We start from the raw sequence: 22,161 nt of genomic DNA, 5'->3' as shown, positions 1-22,161 counted from the left end.
CTTCGAGACGTCGGCGTCCTCGTTGGGCAGTGCCCGATCGAGGAACTCGACGATCGTGACGTCGACGCCGTAGTTCTTGAGGACGTAACCGAACTCCATGCCGATCGCGCCGGCACCGACGATCAGGATCGAACCCGGAAGGTCACGGGTGAGGATCTGCTCTTCGTAGGTCACGACGTTCTCGCTCAGCGAGGTGCCGGGCAGCAGCTTGGTGTACGAACCCGTCGCGATGATCGCGTTGTCGAACGTGATCGTCTCGGTGCCACCCTTGCTCAACTCCACGCTGATGGTGTTGGCGTCGACGAACGTGCCCTTGCCGTCGTACTCCGGGATCATGTTCTTCTTCATCAAGAAGTGAATGCCCTTGACTCGCCCGTCCGCGACCTTGCGGCTGCGATCGAAAGCGGAGCCGAAATCGAAGGACACGTCTCCGGACATGCCGAACGTCTTCGCTTCTTTCGTGAAGATGTGCGCGAGTTCGGCGTTACGGAGAAGCGCCTTGGACGGAATGCAGCCGACATTCAGGCATACACCGCCCCAGTACTTCTGCTCGATGATGGCGGTGCTCAGGCCCAGTTGTGCCGCGCGGATAGCAGCGACGTACCCACCGGGGCCGGCTCCGAGGACAACGACGTCATAGTGTGAGGTCACGATAATTCTCAGATAGTCGATTCAGATCAGGTCAGTGCTTCCACAGACTGGGGCTTTCGGCCGTGCGGCATGAGGAGAGTCGCGGCGAGTCCGACTATCGCCAGACCTGCTGCAACGAAATAGACTGTTGTGTAGCCAATTCCAGCGTAAATAGGCGTTCCGTCGGCAACCGTTGCAATGTTCAGGGCGAGGATGGCAAAACCAATCTGTACAGCAACAGCACTGCCGACGGATCCCACCACATTGACCGTCGAGGCTGTGACGGCCTGCAGTCGAACCGGCGCGGCGGCGATCACCAGGTTGGGTATTGCCGCACTGATCAGACCGGCCCCGAATGCATATACCAAGTATCCCAACAGTATCGGCCAGAATTCCTTGTGGGAGAGGGCGAGTGATGCGGAGCCGATCGCCATCAAGGCGAAGCCGATCCAGTTCGGCAGGCGTGCGCCCCGACGTTCTGCGATTATGCCGACAAGCAACCCCATTGCGACGGTGGCCACGCCGGCCGGTGTGGTCAACCGCGCCATGTAGCTTGCGCTTTCCCCCAACCCGTAGGTAACGCCGAGGGCGATGGGTGTCTGAACGATGAAGGACAACAAGACGAATTGGAGAACGATGACGGCCTGGCCGGTAAATTGCGCGACCAGTGTCGTCACGACAGCGCGACCACGCAGCACCACAATGTCGATCAGTGGGTTCTCGATTCGCTTTTCGTATCGAGCCCATCCGATGAAAATTGCCACCGCGGCGATGGCGCAGAGAAGTGTCTTCCACGACGTCCAACCCCACGTTCCGCCTTCGCCGATGCAGTACAGGAGGAGTGCGATCGAGAGCCCGAGCATGATCCCACCAACCCAGTCGATGGACGTTTTCACTCGGATCGGGGACTCGGGAACAACGAGCATGACCAAGGCACCCAAGAGCACAGGGAAGAGTGCCAATGCGAAGAACACTCCGCGGAATCCGAAATTGTCGATCAAAACTCCGGCAATGACAGGACCGGTGATCGTGGTGACACCAATTCCAGCGGTTGTCATGCTGACCGCCATCGCCAGCATCCGCTTCGGGAAGATGTCGCGCATCAGCGAGTAGGTTATCGGCACGATTGCAAGACCGAGTCCTTCGACGGTACGACCGACTAGTACTACGGAGAAGGTCGGCGCGATTGCGACGATCAGCGAGCCTGTTGCCATGCAGGCGGTTGCGATCAGAAGCCATTTCTTCTTACCGTCTCGATCTGCGAGCTTGCCGATCAACGGTGCGCTGATAGCGCCGGAGAGTGTGAACAGTGTTGACACCCAAGCGATGTTCGAGGTCTCGAATGAACCAGCCATGCTGGGGAGTGCGGGCGTCACCAGATTGAACGCGTATGCGACTTCTTCGGACAGAAGGCAGAGGATCAGGAGGATTCCGACCCAGCCGGCGGTTGATCGATTTCCCACGCCTTCTATCGCGAGAGTGGGGTTTGCGGAGGAAGATTCCGATGGAGTCGAGGAAGGATTATCCGTGGATGGAGCGGTCATCGTGGCTCCTGCATCTTTCTGACGGGAAGACGGGGCAGTGAGCGGGACAGTCGGCGCGGCGAGTGTGCAGACCCACTGAAGCATTTTGTGATGTGAGGCACAGTAAAATGGATCGATTGATTCTGTCAAGTGATCCACTAAATTTTTCCCGAGAAAATTGCAAAAGCGCGCACGGAGACGGCGCGTTCTGTGGATGGTGGATCCGCAACCCTACCTGGGAAGATCCATCCGCAAAGCTAGGTCCGGGTTGGATCCATGAGTGACTCGAGTCCGCCTGCGACAAAATCCGCCAGTGTGTCGAATCGACCGTTGGACAGCGCGCGAGATCCCTCGATGCTTGCGTCCGACCATCGTGCCGCCATCACGATCAGCGTGTTCACGGTGAGTGACCAGTTCAGTTCGATCGCGGTGTCGTCGGCTGCGGGGTAGGCGCGTTCGAGTAGTTTGCGCAGCAACTCTGCTGTGTCGTCCTTGACGGGGAATAGCCGAGGATCGTTGGCGAGGCTGAGTTGTCCACAAATAGTCAGCCACCGAACACCTTTGTCAGGTTCCTGATCGAGGAACTGGCGATACGGCAGTGCCAGGAGATCGACGATCTGCCTCGCTGTCGGAACGGTGTCGGAATCGACCATGTTCTTGGCCAGGCGATGAATGTGTGCGAGTACTTCGGCGCCGGAGTCGAGGAGGACGGCGTCGAGGATCGCGTCCTTGGATCCGAAATGATAGTGCGCGGACGCTGCTCCCAATCCGGCTTCGGCATTGATCGCTCGAATCGAGACGGCCTCGACTCCCTCTGCTGCGAACAGCTTTGCCGCTGAGTCGATCAGAGCACGGCGAGTTGCTGCGCCGTCGCGTGGACTGGATCGTGGCATTTCCGCAACCTTTCGGTTTGTTGACCCCATCATATCGCGATGTCGCGGCCTGATTTCCGGCCTGCTGACCCGGTGATGTCTGAGTAGATCTCAGTCGATTTAGAGAATGCACTTGATTGAATCACTTGATCCACATATGGTGATGTGACAGCAGCCACACGAATGGCAATCGATGCCGGGTTGTCAAAGGCGCGAACCTCGTACTTGCATGTCGGACTGTCAGAAGGAGATCGGAATGGCCACGCACACAAGCGAACAGCTGACCGAAGTAGTGGAACCGGAGTCACTCGACCCACGGTTGGCGATCGACATTTTCACCGTCATGGCCCGTGCGCGTGCGATCGAGGACGCGGTGCAGATTCACATCCGGGACCACGGATTTGCCGGATTTTGGCATCCGGGCAAAGGGCAGGAAGGTGCTGTCGCTGGAGCGGTGGCAGCCATGCGAGACGACGACTATCTGTTCTATCAGGGAAGAGGAGCCACATGGCCGCTTGCCAAAGGGATGGCGATGGGGCCGATCATCGGTGACCTGCTTGGAAAAGTGACAGGTTCTACCGGCGGAAAAGGCGCCGGGGTTCCTCACTGGGCAGATCCGGCGCTCGGAATCATGGGGGAGGGGGCGACGCTCGGATCGGTGTATCCGGTGGCAGCAGGCGCGGCGTTGTCGGCGCAAATGAGAGGCACCGGGCAAGTTGCGCTGGCTGACTTCGGCGACGGAACGGCGGCACGTGGCACCTTCCATGAAACTCTGCTCGAGGCATCGCGGTGGAAACTACCGCTGGTCTACTTCTGTGAGAACAATGGAATCTCGGTAACCACCTCTTTTGAGTCTGTAAGTCCGACAAGCACTATCGCCGAACGGGCGTCTGCATACGGGATTCCGGGAGTTCGCGTCGACGGTCACGACGCCGTCGCTGTCTACCATGCGACACAGACCGCGATCGATCGAGCGCGCGATGGTCATGGGCCGTCGTTGATCGAGGCAGTCGTCACCCGGGTCGGCGGACACTGGGAAGGCGACGCGCAGAAGTATCGCCCGGAAGATTTCTTGTCGACGTACCGAGATCCGTTGGACATCATGCGTTCTCGACTCGATGCTTCACTGGCCGACCAGATCGTCGCCGCAGCACGTGCGGAAGTTGCCGAAGCGCTCGCCGAGGCAGAAGCCGCTCCTTTGCCTGACCCCTCCGTTATCATGAAGGACGTTTTTGCATGACTATCACTGACGACACGTCTGTCAACCGCACGGCTCCGGAAACTACGGTGCAAAGCTACGAGGCCGCACAGGGTGCGGCGATTGCCGAAGAGATGCGCCGTGACCCCTCGGTGTTTCTCATGGGGCAGGACATTGCCTCAGGCGGGTTCTTCGGCGGAACCCGAGGCCTGGTAGAGGAATTCGGCCTGGACAGGATCCGAAACACCGGAATCACCGAAGCATTCATGGTGGGTGCAGCTGCCGGTGCCGCCATGACCGGAATGCGTCCGATCGTTCAGTTGGGGTTTGCAGACTTCAGTTTGATCGCCGGGGACGAGATCTTTCAGAAACTGGGTAAGTGGCGCCATATGCACGGTGGTCAATTCGAACTTCCCGCTGTGATCATCATGCCGATCGGGCCGAGCGGTGGTGCAGGACCAGAACATTCGGGTTCGATGGAGATGCTACCGATGCATTTTCCGGGACTCAAAGCAGTTGTCCCGTCCAATCCTGCCAACGCGAAAGCCCTACTCAAGGCCGCAATCCGGGACCCAAATCCTGTTCTGTACTACCCGAGCAAGCAGCTCAACTTCAAACGGGGTGAGGTATTCACCGATCCCGAGTACGTAATGCCCTTGGGTAAAGCATCGATTCCACGGCGCGGCGACACAGTAACCGTCATCAGCTATGGATGTATGGTGCCTCGCTCGCTCGAAGCAGCACTCGTGCTGGCTGCGGAGGGTATCGAACTCGAGGTCGTCGACCTGCAGACGCTGGTTCCGCTGGACCACGACACGATCATCGCGTCGGTGATGCGGACCGGGCGGGCGATGATCGTTCACGAGGCGCCGAGAACCGCTGGTCCTGGCGCCGAGATCGCTGCGCTCATCCAGGAGCGTTGCTTCTACTGGCTCCACGCTCCGATCGCGCGTCTCGGTTCTGTGGATGCGCCGATTCCGGCGAGTCGGTTCCTCGAAGATCATTGCTTCCCAAATGTTTCCGACATCATCGAGACGGCCCGTCACCTGGTTCGCGACTAATTACTCGACTACGAGGACATTCACCATGCTCACACTATTCGACGTCCACATGCCCCACATGGGGTCGGTGGAATTCGCGTTGCTCACCGAATGGCTGCTCAAGCCTGGGGACAGGGTCGCCGAGGGCGATCCGCTTTGTGAGGTGTCGACTGACAAGGTCGACACCGAAGTCGACTCGCCAACTTCGGGAATCCTCATCAGCTACGTTGCCGCAGTGGATCAGGAGGTTCCTGTCGGTGACGTCATTGCTCGATTTGCCTCACTCGACGCCGACCCGGTAGCCGTCGCGCAAGCCATTGCCGGTGAAGATGCAGTCGGTGAAGATGTCGCGCCGGCGGCGCCGACATCGGGTCCGATCGCGGGTCCGTTCCCGATTTCGCCGGATCGGGCTCTCGAGAGCGCGGCCCCGACAGTCGCCGCCGAGGGTTCTCGCCCACCCAACGATTCACTGGTGTTGGCTGCGTCGTGGTTCTCTCCGGTCAATCGTCCGCCCGAAGGAAGTCGACGCCTCCGCCTCGATTCGGGCTCGACTGATATGTCGCTGGAGAGCAAGAGCGAATTCTTGCCGGGAGCCAGGGATCGAGTACCGGAAGATGCTGACACCGTGGCGATTCCCGCCGGATACGAGGCGGTGACCTACACGGCTATCGAACACACTCGCCTGCGTAGGGCAATCGCCAAGAATCTGACAGAATCGTGGAATACGGCTCCTCAATTGACGGCGCAGGTTGATGTCGATTTCACTGCGGTCTCAGTAGCCCGAGCGAAGATCAACCGTGAGAGATCAGCTCGAGGTGAAGGGAAACTCAGTTTCCTTCCCTTTGTCGGTCACGCACTGTGCCGGGCGCTCGCAGACCACCCGGATGCCAATGCCACGTTCACGGACAAGCACCTCGTGCGATGGAACACTGTCAACCTGGGAATTGCCGTGGACACTCCGGACGGACTGATCGTCCCCGTCATACGTGATGCGCAGAATCTCGAACTGGAGGCACTGTCGGACGCAATAGTCGCGACCAGTAGTGCGATACTCTCGGGTTCCGCGCAGCCGGAGGATCTTTCGGGCGGAACAATTACGATCAGCAACTCGGGAAGTGTCGGCGGCGTGGTCTCGACTCCGATCCTGACTCGTCCGCAAGTTGCCTCGATCGGTCTCCCAGCCATCGTGCGTACCCCCGTCGCGCGAAAGAGCGTCGACGGTGAATCCGAGCTCCTCACCATCAGGCCCATTGCACGACTCGGATTGACCTTCGACCACAGGGCATTCGACGGCGCCGAAGCCTTGCGCACGCTGATGTCCGTACAGAAGTATCTCGAACAATGGCCGACAAAATCGTAGGCACTTCTCGACGTGAGGACATCAGATGAGGGCAGCAGTGCTTCGAGGTGGAGACGTCATACTTGCCGACATTCCGGAGCCGTCACCGGGACCGAATCAGCTTCTGGTGGAGCCGATAGCCACCGGGATCTGCGGCAGTGATCTTTCGGCCTGGCAGCACACCGATGATTTCCTGGCTGCGCATCGTGAGGCGGACGTGCCGGGAGCGCTGTTCGATCCGGCGCACGATGTTGTATTCGGACACGAGTTCACTGCAACGGTGACCGAGTTGGGAACCGGAGTGGTCGACTACGCAGTCGGTGACCGTCTGGTGGTTCTGCCGTGGGTCGTTGACGACGATGGATTGACTCATACAGTCGGATACTGCAATTCGAAGCCGGGAGGGCTGGCTGAAAGGGTTGTTATCCAGGCTGGAGGGCACCTGCACATCCCTCCGGACGTGGATCCGGTTACCGCTGCAGTGACCGAACCTCTCGCTACTGGTGTTAACGCCGTGCTGCGTTCACGAATCGTTGCCGGCGCCGCCGCAGTGGTGACCGGTTGCGGGCCTGTGGGACTCGGCGCAGTCATCGAATTGGCGCAACGTGGCGTTCACCCCATCGTCGTATCCGACCCTTCGGAACTTCGACGAACTGTGGCTTTGGCGTACGGGGCCGATGTGGCAGTCGATCCGAGGCACTCGGATCCACTGAGCACACTTGCAGGAATGATTCCGGCAGATACCGAAGTATTTGTCTTCGAAGCATCCGGAGCGCGGAATCTACTGGGTTCCTTGATGTCTGTCGTTCCACCGTTCACACGCATTGTGATTGTCGGATCGGCAATGGAGCACGAGTCGATTCGACCCGTAATCGGGATTCTCAAGAATGTGAGTTTGGAATTCGTGGGTGGTCCGGGGCGTGGAGAACATACGTACCAAGCGTTTTCCCGAACTTTCGAACATATCGTGGAGCGTCGTTTCGATCCGGGAGTGATGGTCACGGGCTTTGCCGGGCTGGATGCGGTGAGTGAGGTGTTCTCTGCGCTGCGCCCGGCCGCGGGTGACGAGATAGAGCACGTGAAGGTTTTGGTTCGGCCCGACCTGCCCGCCGGTGCGGGTGTGGTGCGTTGTGGCGTCGAGTAACGGACTATGGGATGAGGACGTTGTAATGAATGAGGTTGAATCAACAGCGGAGAGCGAGCAGTTCAACGCCGACTTGGTTCGGTCCAGGTTGGTCGAGATGGGCGAGTTGGGTACGGGCGAGGAACTGACTGTGCGACTATTGGCAGGCGGTCGATCCAACCTGACGTTCGAGTTGGCGAGTAAGTCGAGAAGATGGATTCTGCGTCGTCCGCCGATCGGTCACCGTCTGGAGACTGCTCACGACATGGGTCGGGAAGTGACCGTTCAGCGAGCCCTCGCGGAAAGTGCTGTCCCGGTTCCGCGGATCGTGTTCTCCGAGGAGTTCGACGCGACATCGGGTGGAAGTTTCTACGTCATGGACAAGATCGAAGGTCAGGTGTTGCGAACCGATGACGACTTCGCTTCCGTGGACCAGAGCAATCGCTCCGAGCTGGCGTTTCGCTACGTCGATTGCCTGGCTGCTCTGCATACGCAAGACTTTCGTAGCCTGGGTTTGTCTGGTTTCGGTAGGCCGGAGGGATACCTCGAGCGGCAGGTAAGGCGCTGGAGTAAGCAGTTGGCGTCGTCGAAGTCCCGCGATCTTCCGATGTTGGAAAAACTAGGGGTAAGGGTCGCGTCGTCGATTCCGAGGCGGTCTGCAACCTCGATCGTCCACGGCGACTTTCGATTCGACAACATGATTGTTCGGTTAGGTGCCCCGTCGGACATCGTCGGAGTGCTGGATTGGGAGATGTCAACACTGGGTGATCCGTTGACAGACTTGGGTTTAATCCATCTGTTCTGGTCGGGATGGGCAGGTATCGATAATCCGATTGCCGGGACACCCTCTGCGCATGAGGGTTTCCCCTCGTTCGACGACGTTGTCGAAAGATATTCCCTAAGCACTGGGTTCGATATCGATGCGCTGCAGTGGTATTCGGGCTTTGCATTCTACAAGATGGCAGTGATTCTGGAAGGCATCCATCTTCGCTTCGTCAATGGGGAAACAGTCGGCGACGGTTTCGAGGACATCGGCTCGATGGTCGTTCCTTTGGCAGAGCGCGGGCTTTCGGCACTTGCGTAGCCGAAAATTGTTGTGAAACAGTGATTTCTGATCTCGGTCGTACTCGGCCGGCGAAGGGTAAAGGTGTGTGACATGGACTTCGAATTCGACGCGAAGACTATTGATTTGAAGGAACGCGCGTCGGCATTCATGGACGAGTTCGTTTTTCCCGCAGAGCATTTCTTCCACGACAACCCGGAAGCTGGGGATCGGCAGTGGGAGCGTCCGGCGGTGATGGCGGAACTGAAGGAACACGCGAAGGCACAAGGGTTGTGGAATCTGTTTCTTCCGCACGATCCGCGTGGTGCGGGACTGTCGAATCTGCAGTACGCACCGTTGGCCGAGGTCACGGGTTGGAGTCCGGAGGTTGCGCCCGAAGCGTTCAACTGCAACCCACCCGATACCGGGAACATGGAGTTGCTGACGCTGTTCGGGACTGACGAGCAGAAACATCGGTGGCTCGATCCGTTGTTGAACGGTGACATCAGGTCGGCGTATTGCATGACGGAACCGGACGTGTCGTCGTCTGATCCCGCGAACTTGACCTGCTCAATCACTGATGAGGGTGATTGTTGGAGGATCAATGGACGTAAGTGGTGGTCGACCGGCGCGATGAGCAGCGATTGTGTGTTGTTGATCGTGATGGGGGTGTCAGATCCTGATGCGGATCCGCGGTCGCGCCACAGTTTGGTTCTGATTCCGCGTGAGACTCCTGGCGTGCGTATTGTCCGGGGACTGAAGATGTTCGGCTTCACACACGGTGCCCATGGCGGTCACGCGGAGGTGCATTTCGAGGACGTACTTGTTCCCAAGGACCACATGCTCGGCGAGCGTGGTCGGGGGCAAGCGTTGGCGCAGGCCAGACTTGGTCCGGGGCGCATTCATCACTGCATGCGCATGATCGGGATGGCAGAGCGTGCGATCGAGTTGATGTGCCGCCGGGCGAACGAGCGTGAGGCCTTTGGTAGGTCTTTGGCGGATCAGGGGATCATTCAGCATTGGATTGCGCAGTCCCGTGTGAAGATCGATCAGTTGCGGTTGTTCGTTCTGCGGACTGCGTGGTTGATCGACACAGTTGGGGCGCGTGAGGCGCGTACGGAAATTTCGGCTATCAAGGTGGCTGCCCCGGATGCTGTGGGTTGGGTGATCGACAAGGCAATTCAAGTGCACGGCGCCGGCGGAATGACGCAAGACTATCCGCTGGCGATGTTGTGGGCGCAGGCTCGGACCATGCGTTTCATCGACGGCGCTGACGAGGTTCATCGGATGGTCGTCGCGTCACGAGAATTGCGCCTTCATCGATAGCGGTCCGGGTTTCACGAATGACGAATCGATGCCGAATGGGGATAACTGGTGGGAATGCAACTCCCATTCGATATCGGTGAGATTCGACGGCGTCTGATCGACTGTGGCGAGTTGGATCGGTACTCGCGATTCAGTGCTAACAAGGTTTCCAGTTCGCCGCCGGGTCAGGCCTACTCCTTGACCAGCGGTGAAGGAGCATGGATCTTGCGCTGTTCGTCGAGCAGTGATGACAGTCTTGGAACACGAGGAATTCGAGCGGAGGCCACTGCGCTGCACATGCTCGAAAAGAGCAGCATTCCAGTACCTCTCCTTGTCTACCGGGACGAAGTCTCTGGATTGGTCGTCTCTCGACGGGTGCATGGATCATCTCTCCGGACCGACATTCAGTTAGCCGACGTCGAGATCGGCGCGAGAAGCCTGGTAGCGAACTCATTTGCCGACACGCTTGCCGGGATTCATTCGCTCGAAGTCGGCCTCAACGGTGTGAGTGCTCTCCCCGGGATGTGCGGGGAACTGCACAACTACTTGTCCGAGATTGGAATAAGGCTCGCTCGGCACGAATTGAGTGTGAGGCCTGCGTTGAACGCGCTCCTCGATTCCCTCGCGCGATCGGTGCCGGCGCCGCAGAAGCCCTGCTTGCTCCACGGCGAATATCGTCTGGATCGAACGATTTTCGACCTCGCCGACTCCCCACTATTGCGCGCAGTGACAGATTGGCGTCGAGTAGGTTTCGGTGACCCGCTGTTGGACGTTGGTATCGCTTACGTTTTCTGGGCAGGTTTGAGAGGAATTCCCAGCGTTGTATCGGGTTGCCCTTCAGTTCATTTCGGATACCCGGCATTCGAGCAGTTGTTGTCCCGGTATCGAAGGTCAGTTACCTTCGATGTCGATACACGCGTGTTGCCGTGGTTCTACTCGGTGGGGTTTCTCGAGGTTGCTGCACGTGTGCTCGAACTGTGCAATGAGAGACGCGAATGGCTCTCGAGCACAAATAGATTCGGCGATGTGTCGGCCTTGGTGGCACCATTGATCACCCGCGCAGTTGCAGCCTTGGAAGGCAGTCACCTTGCCGCATCCTTTGTGCTCACGCGATGACAGAGACCCAACGAATGCTTGGAGGAAAGTCGTGACGCACGACAATCGAACCACCGGGGAGGGGCGCAAGCTGCTCCGTCTCGAGATCCGAAACGCGGAGACGCCCATCGAACGCAAACCCAACTGGATCAAGACCCGAGCAAAGATGGGCCCCGAGTACACGGAGCTCGAGGGCCTGGTCAAGCGTGAAGGTTTGCACACCGTCTGCGAGGAAGCGGGCTGCCCCAACATCTACGAGTGCTGGGAAGACCGCGAAGCCACGTTCCTGATCGGCGGTGAGCAGTGCACACGCCGCTGCGACTTCTGCCAGATCGACACCGGCAAGCCCGAAGCCCTCGACCGCGACGAGCCCCGTCGCGTCGCGGAAAGCGTTCAGGCCATGGGCCTTCGGTACTCCACGATCACCGGCGTCGCCCGCGACGACCTGCCCGACGGTGGCGCCTGGCTCTACGCCGAGACCGTCCGCAAGATCCACGAACTCAACCCGGGCACCGGCGTCGAGAACCTGGTTCCGGACTTCAACGGCAAGCCCGAACTGCTCGACGAGGTCTTCGCCTCACGCCCCGAGGTACTCGCACACAACCTCGAGACCGTCCCCCGCATCTTCAAGCGGATCCGTCCGGCATTCCGGTACCAGCGCAGCCTCGACGTCATCACCGCAGCACGCGACTACGGACTGGTCACCAAGTCCAACCTGATCCTCGGCATGGGCGAAACCCCTGAAGAGGTCACCGAGGCGATGGCAGATCTCCACGCCGCCGGTTGCGACATCCTCACCATCACCCAGTACCTGCGCCCCTCGCCCCGGCACCACCCCGTCGAGCGGTGGGTCAAGCCCGAGGAGTTCGTCGCACACTCCAAGGCTGCAGAAGAGATGGGCTTCGCCGGCGTCATGGCCGGTCCGTTGGTTCGCTCGTCGTACCGCGCCGGCCGCCTGTATGCGCAGGCCATGGCACATCACGGCCGTGAACTTCCCGAGGCGCAGCGTCATCTGACCGAGGGCGGCGACGCTTCCCAGGAGGCCAGCTCACTCATCGCACGCCTCGTCGTCGATATCTAGTGCGCCGACGTCAGTTCGATACAGGAATTGGGCGACTCAGGTACGCGAACGGGCATCGCTCATCCGATCGAGCCCACTTTCCATGGATACTGCCAGTCGCTCGAGTGCGGCAAGGACCTTCCCCCGGTCCCGGCCGAGTTGGGTGAACAATTCACCGTGAGCGGCGAGTTCGCGAGGAAAGACGTCGTCGACGACAGCGTTTCCCTGGACCGTCATCGTGATCAGTGCAGATCGCCTGTCTTCGGGATTGCTTGTGCGGGAGACGAGTCCTCGCTTCTCGAGTCGCGCGAGTGCCTTGCTGACCCCGGCCCGAGACATACCGAGGCGTTCGGCGAGACGAATCGCGGTGACCGGTTCCTCGGCGTATCGCAGTGGCACAAGCAGTTCCACTTCCGACACGGTGAGATCCGCGGTTTGGTATACCGGTTCGACTGCTAGTTCGAGAAGCGCCGTAATCCGTTTGAGTTGCGCGACTACTTCCATGGGCGAGGTGTCGAGGTCGGGATTGTTTTCGGCCCAGAGGTTGCAGGTACGGGAGCGGAGTGTTGGTTCGTTCACGATTCCTCAACTTTGTTAACCGGTAAACAAATTTGCTAGATTGCCAGAATAGCCACCGTCTCGGGTGGGACGATCTGCGGACTGGGGGAGCACATGAGGTTCGACGTGGTGATTGTCGGTGGCGGTGCGGCGGGGTTGAGTGCCGCGCTTGTTCTGGCTCGGGCTCGGCGGCGAGTGATGATCGTCGATGCAGGTAACCCGCGCAATGGTGTCTCCGAGCACCTGCACGGGTACCTGACGCGGGATGGTGAGAGTCCTACGCAATTACTTGCGGCCGGCCGCAAGGAGGTTCTCGAGTACGGCAGCGAAATGACGACTGGCACCGCAATCCGAATCGAGCGCACGGATGACGGTGGATTTCTTGTGCAAACCGATGCGACCGCGCAGCTGGAGGCACGGACTGTTCTGGTGGCCACGGGGTTACGTGACGAGCTGCCGAACATCGCTGGGCTGCACGATCGGTGGGGAGTCGATGTTCTGCATTGCCCCTATTGTCACGGATACGAGGTTCGAGATTCCCCGATCGGTGTGCTCGGTGGTGACAACAGGCCGTTCACCATTCATCAGGCGTCGTTGGTGCGCCAATGGTCGGAGGATGTCGTCTTCTTTCCCAATCGCATCGAGCTGACCGGAGCCGAACGGGAGCGGCTGACTGCCAGAGGGATTCGCATTGTCGAAGGCGATGTGGCTGGCGTGTCGGTTGGCGATGGTCGATTGGACGGCGTCGAACTGGCCTCCGGTCAGGTAATTCCGCGAAGCGTAGTGTTTGTCGGCCCACGGTTTGTTCCGCGAGGCGATCTGTTGACTGACCTGGGGTGTGAAGCCGACGAAAATGGTTGGGTGGTAACTGATCCTGCAGGCAGCACAAGTGTGCCTGGAGCCTGGGCCGCGGGGAATGTGTCGGATTCTCCGGCGCAGTTGATCACCGCCGCCGCTGCCGGATCAAAGGCTGCGATTGCACTGAATCACTATCTGCTCGAGCAGGATATCGTGCGAGCGGTTGCGATCGCAGCCGAACTTCAGCCGAGTGAAACCGGAAGCAACCCTCGCGGGGTCTCTTGAGCGATCTGGTTCAGCGCAGACTCCAACGTCGGAAATTGATACTGGAAGCCGCTGTCCGCGAGCACCCCTGGTGAAACCCAGCGACTCTTCGTTACCAGTTCAGCCTCGGTGCGGATGATTCGTGCGCCGAACTCGAGCATCCAGCCCGGCGTCGGAAACCCATATTGTCGGCCAAGTTTCGCTCGTACCATCCGCATCATGTCGGTGTTGGTTACCGGATACGGGGATGCGATATTGACCGGGCCTGAGATCTCCGGATTCTCGTAGACGTGGATGATCGCGCGAATGACGTCGGCGATGTGAATCCAGCTGAACATCTGTCGGCCGTCGCCCATTCGTCCGCCGAAGCCCATTCGGGCGAGGTTGACGAACGGATTGATCGCCCCACCGCCGGCTCCGAGGACGATCGACATCCGAAGTGCCACTTTGCGAACAGGCGTTGGGGCTGAGAACAATTCGTGTTCCCACGCTCGCGCGACCGCTACGGAGAATCCCTTTCCCAGCTCTCCGTTCTTCTCGTCCATCGGTCGATCTCGTGCGTCTCGGTAGATCGTGCCGGTACTGGCATTCGCCCAGAGTGAGGGTGGCTGCGGCGTGCGGGTCAGCGCACGACCCAACAGTGCAGTCGTTTCCACTCGGGAGGAGAAGATGTCGTCGGCATTGCGCTTGTTGTAGCGGCAGCTCACGGAGCGGCCGGCGAGGTTGACGAGCAGATCCGTGCCGCTGAGTACATCGGCGACGCCGTGCTCGTCGGACCACGTGGCATCGCTCGTTCCTCCCCGGCCGATCGTCCGAACGTCGACCCCGTTGGATTCGAGCGTTCGAAGAAGGTGTTGGCCTACGTAACCCGACGCACCACAGACAACAACGGCCTTCATGGTTTTGTGTTCCCCTCTGCAGAAACGACTTTTGTCATCAGGGCGGCGACATCGCCGACCAGACCTCGTGCCACTGGCAGCCGGGCGAGTGTGAGCGCTTTCGCGATGATCGGTACCAGGCCGTCGACCAGGGAACGGGTGCGCGCTTGCCCCGGAGACGCGTCGGTAACCCAGTGCAGCGTCACGCCCAGATAGCTGAGCCACAAGAGCGTGGGGAGCTGGGTCTCCAATGACGCCGGCGTCTTCTGCTTCGACGCCGCCAGTGCTTCACGCATCAGATCGACGGCCATCGATCTCGCATCGGTCGACTCGGCCGAGAACGGGCTGGACTGTGATGTGGTGGGCAGGGCAACGTGCAGAAACGTGCTGCCGAAGCCGTGATAGGGCCCCATGACATCGAGTCCGGTGTGCAGAACAATCCTGAGATTTTCTGTCAGTGACCCACCTTCGCGAAGGAGTGGAAGCGCCCGCGCGCGGTGATCGCGTTGGATGACGAGATACAGCTCGTGAACCAGTTCGTCTTTACTGGCGAAGTAGTAGTAGGCGTTCCCGAGCGAGACCTCTGCCTCATTTGCGATCTTGCGCATGGTCGTCGCTGCGAAGCCCTCGTCGCGGAAGAGCCGCAATGCTGTTTCCACCAGCTTTTCCCTGGTCTCGATCCCGCGACTACTCATCGACACTCCTTCTTTGAACATGTTCAAGTGCAGCGTACGCCCCAAAGTTGAACACGTTCAAGACTTGATCTGTTGCGAGCGAGATAATAAGCGCGCATACTAAATCCATGATTGAGATTGTGAGCGGTTCGCCAGGTGGTCGGCGATGAACGCATGGTTGGGAGTTGTGTCCGCCGAACATGTGCGTCGCGCAGTGGATCTCGGTATCGCACAGATCGGGCACGGAAAGAGAGCCGGATTGGCACGGATGAAAGCAGGTGACGTGCTGGTCTACTATTCGCCGGTCGAGTCCTTTGGTGATCGAGATCCGTTGCGCGAGTTCACAGCTCTCGGTGTGATCGAAGAGGGTGAGATCTGGCAGGCGGACGAGGGGTGCTTCAAGCCGTTTCGGCGTCGAGTGCGATACGAGCAGTTCACGCCCGTTCCACTCGGCGATGTGCGGAGTCGATTGGCGCTGACCTCGGCACCGAATTGGGGGTATCAACTCCGGCGTGGCTTGATTCCGTTGGATGGCAACGACGTCGAGGTTCTGCGTTCGACGACGAGCTGACACACTGGCGCTGTGGCGAAGAAACTGGAAACCGACTTCGAGGACGCGGACGAGAGTCCCGGTCTGATGTTGTGGCGTGTCACCAATGCTTGGCAAGCCTCGATTCGCGCGGCGCTGCGACCTTTCGACCTGACCCACGTGCAGTTCGTTCTGCTCGCAGCACTGACCTGGCTGGATGCAGAGACGCCGATAACTCAACGCGGTCTTGCCGAGTACGCGCGCACCGACGCGATGATGACGTCACAGGTGATTCGGACCCTCGAATCCAAGGGGTTTGTCGAACGACGTCCACATCCGACCGATGCTCGTGCTCGCTCGCTTGCCGTCACGCCGGTGGGTGCGGCCTTGGCCGGCAGGGCGAACCGCGCGGTGGAATCTTCGGACCGGGAATTCTTCGCCGCTCTGGGGGATCGTCAGGCGGCCTTCGTCGCGATGCTCGGCGCGCTTGATCGACGGTAACAACCCTCAGTTTCGAGGAGGTTGCTCTGTAGTTCTCTGCAGCAGTGCGTATTTGGCTTCCAGTCCGTCCAGTAGGGATTCCAGCGCGAGTTCGAAACTGGCACCGTCGATTTCCGCAGCACGCTCACGCAACAGATGTGCTCGCGTGAGGTGCGGGTAACGCTCGGCGTAGATCGCAGGATCGTCCACGAATCCGCCGGAGAACGTCGCCGTCGCAGCACCCATGACCACGTACTTGACGGAAGCGCCGATCAGTGTTGCCGTGCGCTGTGGCCATCCGGCGCGCACCAGTCCGCCATGGATGGCGTTCGCGCGATCGAGGGCGATGGGCCTGACGCTCGGACCGTAGGCCAAGTAGGGAACGATATTGGGATGCTTGCCCAGGGCGGCGTGGTAGGACCGCGCCCACGTGCGTAGCGCGCCGCGCCAATCGTCGGAGTCGAAGCCGCTCACGTCGACGGACTCCATGATGACGTTCGCGACGTCGTCGAGTAACTCGTCCTTGTTGGCGTAATGGCTGTACAGCGACGGTGCCTGTACGCCGAGAACAGTGGCGAGTTTGCGCATCGAGAAGTCGGTCAAACCGTGCTCGTCCACCAGTTTCAGGGCGGTGTCCCTGATGATCGGCTTGCTCAGTAGTGGAACCCGCGGTCGCGCCATCGCCCAGAACCCTTTCGTCTGAAAGTACTGGACAACCTTACACTGTGAGTTTATTATCCAATTAACCTAACAGTGTTCGGGAACGTGGAGGATCAGATGACACGGGTGTTCGAGAACAAGTCCGATCTCCTGGGGGCGGTCGGTGAAACGCTGGGCTCGAGCGAGTGGGTCGAGGTCACCCGCGAGATGGTCCATCAATTTGCCGACGCGACCGGTGACCATCAGTGGATTCATGTCGACGACGAAAGAGCCAGGCGCGAATCACCTTTCGGTGGACCAATTGCGCACGGGTATCTGACGCTCTCACTCCTGCCGCTTCTGTCGAAGTCCGTGTATCGCATCGACGGCGCGAAGATGGTCGTCAACTACGGGTCCGACAAGGTTCGATTCCCGAGTCCGGTGCCAGTCGGGGCCAAGGTTCGAAATACCGCAGTGCTCTCCGCAATCGAAGAATTGCCGAACGGTTCACTACAGAGTCAGATCACCAACACCGTCGAGATCGAAGGCGTGGGCAAACCTGCCGTCGTTGCGCAGACCGTCGCGCGAATCTTGTTCTGAAATCCTGCAAGAAGAAAGCAGACTCCACATGAATCTCGAACTGACCACTGAGGAAGTTGCGTTCCGCGAGGAGATGCGAAAGTTCTTCACCACCGAATTCTCGCCCGAACTTCGAGCACGTGCAGCCGGATTCGGAAAGCTGACTCGTGAGGACATCGTTGCGGGTCAACAGATTCTGAACGCACACGGGTTGGCGGTTCCACACTGGCCGGTCGAATGGGGTGGCAAGGACTGGACTCCGGTTCAGCGCCACATCTATTCCGAGGAAATGCAGTTGGCGTCGGTACCCAACCCGTTGCCGTTCAACGTGAGCATGGTTGGGCCCGTCATCGCGGCCTTCGGCTCGCAGGAGCAGAAGGAGCAGTTTCTCCCGGCGACGGCTAACGCCGATATCTGGTGGTGCCAAGGTTTTTCGGAACCAGAAGCCGGTTCGGATCTCGCTTCACTCAAGACGGCCGCTGTCCGTGACGGCGCGGATTACATCGTCAACGGTCAGAAGACGTGGACTACTCTCGCTCAGCACGCCGAGTGGATCTTCTGTCTGGTTCGCACAGATGCCAGTGCCCAGAAGCGGCAGGCCGGAATTTCGTTCTTGCTCATCGATCTGGCAACTCCCGGCATCACGGTTCGCCCCATCAAACTGATCGACGGCAGCGTCGAGGTCAACGAGGTGTTCTTCGACAACGTCCGCGTCCCTGCGGAGAATCTTGTCGGCGAAGAGAACAAAGGCTGGGACTACGCCAAGTTCCTGCTCGGCAACGAACGCACGGGCGTCACGCGGGTCGGGTTCTCCAAAACTCTTGTCGCCACGGCAAAAGAGAAGGCGCGGGAAGTTCGCGTCGGAACCGGCACCCTCCTCGATGATCCGTTGTTCGCGGCTCGGTTGGCTGAGCTGGAAAACGATTTGCTTGCGCTGGATCTGACTCAACTGCGAGTTGTGGCGAGTTCGGCAGACGGCAAGCCGAACCCGGCGTCCTCGCTGCTCAAGCTCCGCGGCTCCGAATTGCAGCAGGCAGCAACGGAATTGCTGATGGATGTTGCGGGTCCGGACTCGTTGCCGGTGAATACGGTCGAGATCGACTCGCCGGAGTGGGCGCAGCAAGCGGCGCCGCGCTACCTGAACTACCGGAAGGTTTCCATCTACAGCGGATCAAGTGAGGTGCAGCGCTCCATCATTGCCTCCTCGATTCTCGGATTGTGAGCATCTGACATGAATTTCGAACTCGACGACGAGCAGACGATGCTTCGCGACACGACGCGTGAATTGCTCAACCGCAGCTACGACGCGGAGAAGCGTAACGCCACCTCGGCCACTGACGAGGGATGGAATGCCTCGGTGTGGAAGCAGTTCGCCGAGCTCGGGCTGCTCGGCCTGCCATTCGCGGAGGCCGACGGCGGGATGGGCGCTGGGCCGGTCGAGACCATGGTCGTGATGACCGAACTGGGCCGCGCGCTTGCACCCGAGCCGTATCTGGGTGGTGTTCTGATCCCCGGCGGTTTGATCGCGGCTGTCGGTTCGGCAGATCAGCGGGCGCGGCTCCTGCCGGCGCTCAGCGACGGGACCACTCTGTCGGCCTTCGCGCATACGGAACCCGGCACGCGCTGGCCGGTCGCCACTGTCACGACCAATGCATCGCAGGAGGGATCGGGGTGGACGATCACCGGCGTCAAGAACCCGGTTCTGCAGGGCGACAGCGCGCACGTCGTGATCGTCAGCGCCACACTTCCAGGCGGCGGCACCGGGCTCTTCCTGGTGGATGCGGAGGGCTCAGGTGTCACACGGAGCACGTACGCCACCCACGACGGCCGTCGCGGTGCGCAGTTCACGTTCACCGATGCCGCGGCCGAACAGCTTGGTGAGGGCGGCGATGTCACGGAGGCGATCGTCGAAGCAGAGGTTCGGGCGCAGGCAGCTCTGTGCGCCGAGGCGATCGGGATCATGACCGAAGCTCTGCGACTGACGACGGAATACCTGAAGCAGCGCAAGCAGTTCGGTGTTCCGCTCGCGAAGTTCCAGACGCTGACTCATCGTGCGGCCGACATGTACGTGGCGCTCGAACTGGCGAGCAGCATGAGTCTGTACGCCACCATGGCCATCGCCGACGGAGTGATCGATCCGACCATCGCGTCGCGAGCGAAGCTGTCTGTCGGTCGCGCCGCGCATCAGATCGGTCAGGAAGCAATTCAGATGCACGGTGGTATCGGTATGACAGCCGAGTATCCGGTCGGGCACTACGTCTCGCGGCTGGTGGCCATCGAACACACTTTGGGCGCATCTGACGATCACCTCAGGGTGCTGGCCGCCGGCGTCTCGAACTATTCGATGGTGAACGTCACCGAGTAGATCGGTGGTGAAGATAACGGGAGGTCACGCGCAGGTCGCGTGGCCTCCCTTGTCTGTGCGGGGGCCGACCCGCGGTATTCGCGGTCAAGTAAAATTCCTGTGATCAGTCCGAGAAGAGAAAGGGATCGAAGTGACCGCGCATACCGAGCAGCTCGAGTTCCAAGCAGAAACACGTCAGCTGCTGGATCTGATGGTTCATTCAATCTATACGAACAAGGACAGCTTCCTTCGTGAGTTGATCTCCAACGCTTCGGACGCGCTGGACAAGCTCCGCCTCGAGTCGTACCAGGACAAAGATCTCAACGTCGACGTCTCCGATCTGCACATCGAGATCGACATCGACAAAGCGGCGCGCACCCTCACGATCCGCGACAACGGCATCGGCATGTCGCGTGACGAGGTCGTCGACCTGATCGGCACGCTCGCCAAGTCCGGCACCGCCGAGGTACGTCGTAAGCTCAAGGAAGCCAAGGATGCAGCGGCATCGGAAGAACTGATCGGTCAGTTCGGCATCGGTTTCTACTCCACGTTCATGGTCGCGGACAAGGTCACGCTGCTGACCCGCCGTGCCGGTGAAGATCACGCGACGCGCTGGGAATCGACCGGCGAAGGCACGTACACGCTCGAGCATGTGAACGAGGCACCGCAGGGTAGCTCCGTGACCCTGCACCTGATGCCCGAGGATTCCGAGAACGGCCTGCACGACTACACGTCGGAATGGAAGATCAAGGAACTGGTCAAGAAGTACTCCGACTTCATCGCGTGGCCCATCCGTATGGATGTCGCTCGTACGTCGACGCCGGCCGAGGGCGAGGAGCCCGAGGTCACCATCGAGACCGAGACGATCAACTCGATGAAGGCGCTGTGGACTCGCGCCAAGGACGAGGTGTCCGAGGACGAGTACAAGGAGTTCTACAAGCACGTCAGCCACGCCTGGGACGAGCCTCTCGAGGTCATCCCGATGAAGGCCGAAGGTACTTTCGAATACCAAGCGCTGCTGTTCATTCCGTCGACGGCGCCGTTCGATCTGTTCATGCGTGAGCGCAAGGCCGGGATCCACCTCTATGTCAAGCGCGTCTTCATCATGGACGACTGCGAAGAGTTGGTGCCCGATTACCTGCGCTTCGTCAAGGGCGTGGTCGACGCACAAGACCTCTCGCTCAACGTCTCTCGTGAAATTCTGCAGCAGGACCGGCAGATCGCTGCCATCCGTCGTCGTCTGACCAAGAAGGTCCTCTCGACCATCAAGGACATGAAGGCGAACGAGCCGGAGAAGTACTCGACCTTCTGGACCGAGTTCGGACGCGCGCTCAAGGAAGGCCTGATGGCCGATGCCGACAACCGCAAGACGCTGCTCGACATCTCGTCCTTCGCCTCGACCAACAGCGAAGAGGGCGTGACCACTCTCGCCGAGTACGTGGAGCGCATGAAGGACGGTCAGGAACAGATCTACTTCATGACCGGCGAATCTCGTCACCTCATCGAAAGCTCGCCGCACATGGAGGCTTTCAAGGCCAAGGGCCTCGAGGTTCTGGTACTTACCGATCCCGTGGACGAGATGTGGGTCGACGCAGTCTCGGACTTCGACGGCAAGACCTTCCAGTCGATCGCCAAGGGCGAGGTCGACCTCGACACCGAGGACGAGAAGAAGGCGGCCGAGGCCGAGCGCGAAGAGAAGGAAAAGGAATTCGGCGCGCTACTGACGTGGCTGACCGAAACCCTGTCCGACGACATCAAGGAAACGCGTCTCTCGACGCGCCTGACCACGTCGGCTGCCTGCATCGTCGGCGACGCGTTCAGCATGTCTCCGACGCTCGAGAAGATGTACAAGGCTTCGGGTCAGCCTGTTCCACACAGCAAGCGCATTCTCGAGCTCAACCCGGAGCATCCGCTTGTCTCGGGTCTGCGGGAGGCGCAGGCCGCCAATGACAATGCAGAGAACCTGACGGAGACGGCTCAGTTGCTCTACGGCATGGCGTTGCTTGCCGAGGGCGGCGAGCTGAGCGATCCGGCGCACTTCACGCGCCTGCTGGCCGATCGTTTGGCCCGCACAGTCTGATCTCGTCTAGCTCGCTCGAACTCCCGGCACTCACCTTCATCGGTGGGTGCCGGGAGTTTTTTCTTGATCGTTTTCTAATGAGGACCGTTTCTGTCCGCAATAACTTCTAAC

Annotated in this window: 22 protein-coding genes; 15 read left to right on the top strand and 7 right to left on the bottom strand. The window is 59.8% G+C overall.

The window, feature by feature from the left end; translation table 11 throughout:
- From RhoBH5_RS24425 to RhoBH5_RS24415, 3 genes are all read right to left on the bottom strand, one after another.
- Positions 1-651, bottom strand: a 651-nt coding sequence (locus RhoBH5_RS24425) for an FAD-dependent oxidoreductase (protein WP_270008883.1), incomplete at its 3' end; no start/stop codon positions are given.
- A gap of 26 nt (positions 652-677) precedes the next feature.
- Positions 678-2,174: an MFS transporter gene (locus tag RhoBH5_RS24420; RefSeq protein ID WP_228401313.1), complete on the bottom strand. Its 1,497-nt coding sequence runs from the start codon at positions 2,172-2,174 to the stop codon at positions 678-680.
- Positions 2,175-2,410: 236 nt separating this feature from the next.
- Positions 2,411-3,046: a TetR/AcrR family transcriptional regulator gene (locus RhoBH5_RS24415; RefSeq protein WP_228232242.1), complete on the bottom strand. Its 636-nt coding sequence runs from the start codon at positions 3,044-3,046 to the stop codon at positions 2,411-2,413.
- A 235-nt stretch (positions 3,047-3,281) separates the two neighbouring features.
- Between RhoBH5_RS24415 and RhoBH5_RS24410 the strand changes: the two genes are divergently transcribed.
- From RhoBH5_RS24410 to lipA, 8 genes are all read left to right on the top strand, one after another.
- Complete coding sequence (locus RhoBH5_RS24410; RefSeq protein ID WP_030538053.1) at positions 3,282-4,265, top strand: thiamine pyrophosphate-dependent dehydrogenase E1 component subunit alpha; 984 nt, start codon at positions 3,282-3,284, stop codon at positions 4,263-4,265.
- Positions 4,262-5,284, top strand: coding sequence for an alpha-ketoacid dehydrogenase subunit beta (locus tag RhoBH5_RS24405; RefSeq protein ID WP_228401312.1), 1,023 nt, complete (start codon positions 4,262-4,264; stop codon positions 5,282-5,284). The genes RhoBH5_RS24410 and RhoBH5_RS24405 overlap by 4 nt, the downstream gene beginning before the upstream one ends.
- A 25-nt stretch (positions 5,285-5,309) precedes the next feature.
- Entirely contained in the window at positions 5,310-6,623 is a 1,314-nt protein-coding gene (locus RhoBH5_RS24400; protein WP_030538054.1) for a dihydrolipoamide acetyltransferase family protein, read from the top strand.
- Between the two features lie 25 nt (positions 6,624-6,648).
- Positions 6,649-7,746 carry an alcohol dehydrogenase catalytic domain-containing protein gene (locus RhoBH5_RS24395; protein ID WP_228401311.1) on the top strand — a complete coding sequence of 366 codons (1,098 nt, stop codon included), beginning with the start codon at positions 6,649-6,651 and terminating at the stop codon, positions 7,744-7,746.
- 25 nt (positions 7,747-7,771) lie between these two features.
- Complete coding sequence (locus RhoBH5_RS24390; protein WP_228401310.1) at positions 7,772-8,809, top strand: phosphotransferase family protein; 1,038 nt, start codon at positions 7,772-7,774, stop codon at positions 8,807-8,809.
- A gap of 72 nt (positions 8,810-8,881) precedes the next feature.
- Positions 8,882-10,093, top strand: a complete 1,212-nt coding sequence (locus RhoBH5_RS24385; protein WP_228401309.1) for an acyl-CoA dehydrogenase family protein — start codon at positions 8,882-8,884, stop codon at positions 10,091-10,093.
- Positions 10,094-10,147: 54 nt separating this feature from the next.
- Positions 10,148-11,188: a phosphotransferase family protein gene (locus RhoBH5_RS32735; protein WP_228402300.1), complete on the top strand. Its 1,041-nt coding sequence runs from the start codon at positions 10,148-10,150 to the stop codon at positions 11,186-11,188.
- 31 nt (positions 11,189-11,219) lie between these two features.
- Positions 11,220-12,248: a lipoyl synthase gene (lipA, locus tag RhoBH5_RS24380; RefSeq protein ID WP_064443745.1), complete on the top strand. Its 1,029-nt coding sequence runs from the start codon at positions 11,220-11,222 to the stop codon at positions 12,246-12,248.
- Positions 12,249-12,284: 36 nt separating this feature from the next.
- On the opposite strand, the gene RhoBH5_RS24375 is transcribed toward lipA, so the two are convergent.
- Positions 12,285-12,806 (bottom strand): MarR family winged helix-turn-helix transcriptional regulator, encoded by a 522-nt coding sequence (locus RhoBH5_RS24375; RefSeq protein WP_007731333.1) that lies wholly within the window; start codon positions 12,804-12,806, stop codon positions 12,285-12,287.
- 93 nt (positions 12,807-12,899) lie between these two features.
- Here RhoBH5_RS24375 and RhoBH5_RS24370 point away from each other — a divergent pair, with 93 nt between their 5' ends.
- Positions 12,900-13,868, top strand: coding sequence for an NAD(P)/FAD-dependent oxidoreductase (locus RhoBH5_RS24370; protein ID WP_211920884.1), 969 nt, complete (start codon positions 12,900-12,902; stop codon positions 13,866-13,868).
- On the opposite strand, the gene RhoBH5_RS24365 is transcribed toward RhoBH5_RS24370, so the two are convergent.
- Positions 13,826-14,746, bottom strand: coding sequence for a TIGR01777 family oxidoreductase (locus tag RhoBH5_RS24365; RefSeq protein ID WP_075834380.1), 921 nt, complete (start codon positions 14,744-14,746; stop codon positions 13,826-13,828). The two genes, RhoBH5_RS24370 and RhoBH5_RS24365, sit on opposite strands and share 43 nt — an antisense overlap.
- On the bottom strand, positions 14,743-15,420 hold the full coding sequence (locus tag RhoBH5_RS24360; protein WP_037128845.1) for a TetR family transcriptional regulator: 678 nt from the start codon (positions 15,418-15,420) through the stop codon (positions 14,743-14,745). The genes RhoBH5_RS24365 and RhoBH5_RS24360 overlap by 4 nt, the downstream gene beginning before the upstream one ends.
- A gap of 145 nt (positions 15,421-15,565) precedes the next feature.
- Here RhoBH5_RS24360 and RhoBH5_RS24355 point away from each other — a divergent pair, with 145 nt between their 5' ends.
- Together RhoBH5_RS24355 and RhoBH5_RS24350 are read left to right on the top strand one after the other, a co-directional pair.
- Positions 15,566-15,970, top strand: a complete 405-nt coding sequence (locus RhoBH5_RS24355) for an EVE domain-containing protein (RefSeq protein ID WP_270008882.1) — start codon at positions 15,566-15,568, stop codon at positions 15,968-15,970.
- Positions 15,971-15,982: 12 nt separating this feature from the next.
- Positions 15,983-16,429 carry a MarR family winged helix-turn-helix transcriptional regulator gene (locus tag RhoBH5_RS24350; RefSeq protein ID WP_003940281.1) on the top strand — a complete coding sequence of 149 codons (447 nt, stop codon included), beginning with the start codon at positions 15,983-15,985 and terminating at the stop codon, positions 16,427-16,429.
- A 6-nt stretch (positions 16,430-16,435) separates the two neighbouring features.
- Here the strand turns inward: RhoBH5_RS24350 and RhoBH5_RS24345 are convergent, their stop codons facing one another.
- The gene (locus RhoBH5_RS24345) at positions 16,436-17,089 is read right to left on the bottom strand and encodes a TetR/AcrR family transcriptional regulator (protein WP_007731342.1); all 654 of its coding nucleotides are present in this window, start codon (positions 17,087-17,089) and stop codon (positions 16,436-16,438) included.
- A 96-nt stretch (positions 17,090-17,185) separates the two neighbouring features.
- Between RhoBH5_RS24345 and RhoBH5_RS24340 the strand changes: the two genes are divergently transcribed.
- The 4 genes from RhoBH5_RS24340 to htpG all read left to right on the top strand — a co-directional run bounded on the left by RhoBH5_RS24340 (position 17,186) and on the right by htpG (position 22,050).
- On the top strand, positions 17,186-17,647 hold the full coding sequence (locus RhoBH5_RS24340) for a MaoC family dehydratase (RefSeq protein WP_047271233.1): 462 nt from the start codon (positions 17,186-17,188) through the stop codon (positions 17,645-17,647).
- Positions 17,648-17,675: 28 nt separating this feature from the next.
- The gene (locus tag RhoBH5_RS24335) at positions 17,676-18,848 is read left to right on the top strand and encodes an acyl-CoA dehydrogenase family protein (RefSeq protein ID WP_047271166.1); all 1,173 of its coding nucleotides are present in this window, start codon (positions 17,676-17,678) and stop codon (positions 18,846-18,848) included.
- 9 nt (positions 18,849-18,857) lie between these two features.
- Positions 18,858-19,991, top strand: a complete 1,134-nt coding sequence (locus RhoBH5_RS24330) for an acyl-CoA dehydrogenase family protein (RefSeq protein ID WP_073512532.1) — start codon at positions 18,858-18,860, stop codon at positions 19,989-19,991.
- 130 nt (positions 19,992-20,121) lie between these two features.
- Positions 20,122-22,050 (top strand): molecular chaperone HtpG, encoded by a 1,929-nt coding sequence (htpG, locus tag RhoBH5_RS24325; RefSeq protein WP_003940518.1) that lies wholly within the window; start codon positions 20,122-20,124, stop codon positions 22,048-22,050.
- Positions 22,051-22,161: the final 111 nt, after the last annotated feature.

The organism is Rhodococcus sp. BH5, assembly GCF_027583855.1.
Taxonomy (GTDB): Bacteria; Actinomycetota; Actinomycetes; order Mycobacteriales; family Mycobacteriaceae; genus Rhodococcus_F; species Rhodococcus_F qingshengii.
Note: the sequence above shows the minus strand (reverse complement) of the source record. Positions and strands in the feature narration are given on the sequence as shown.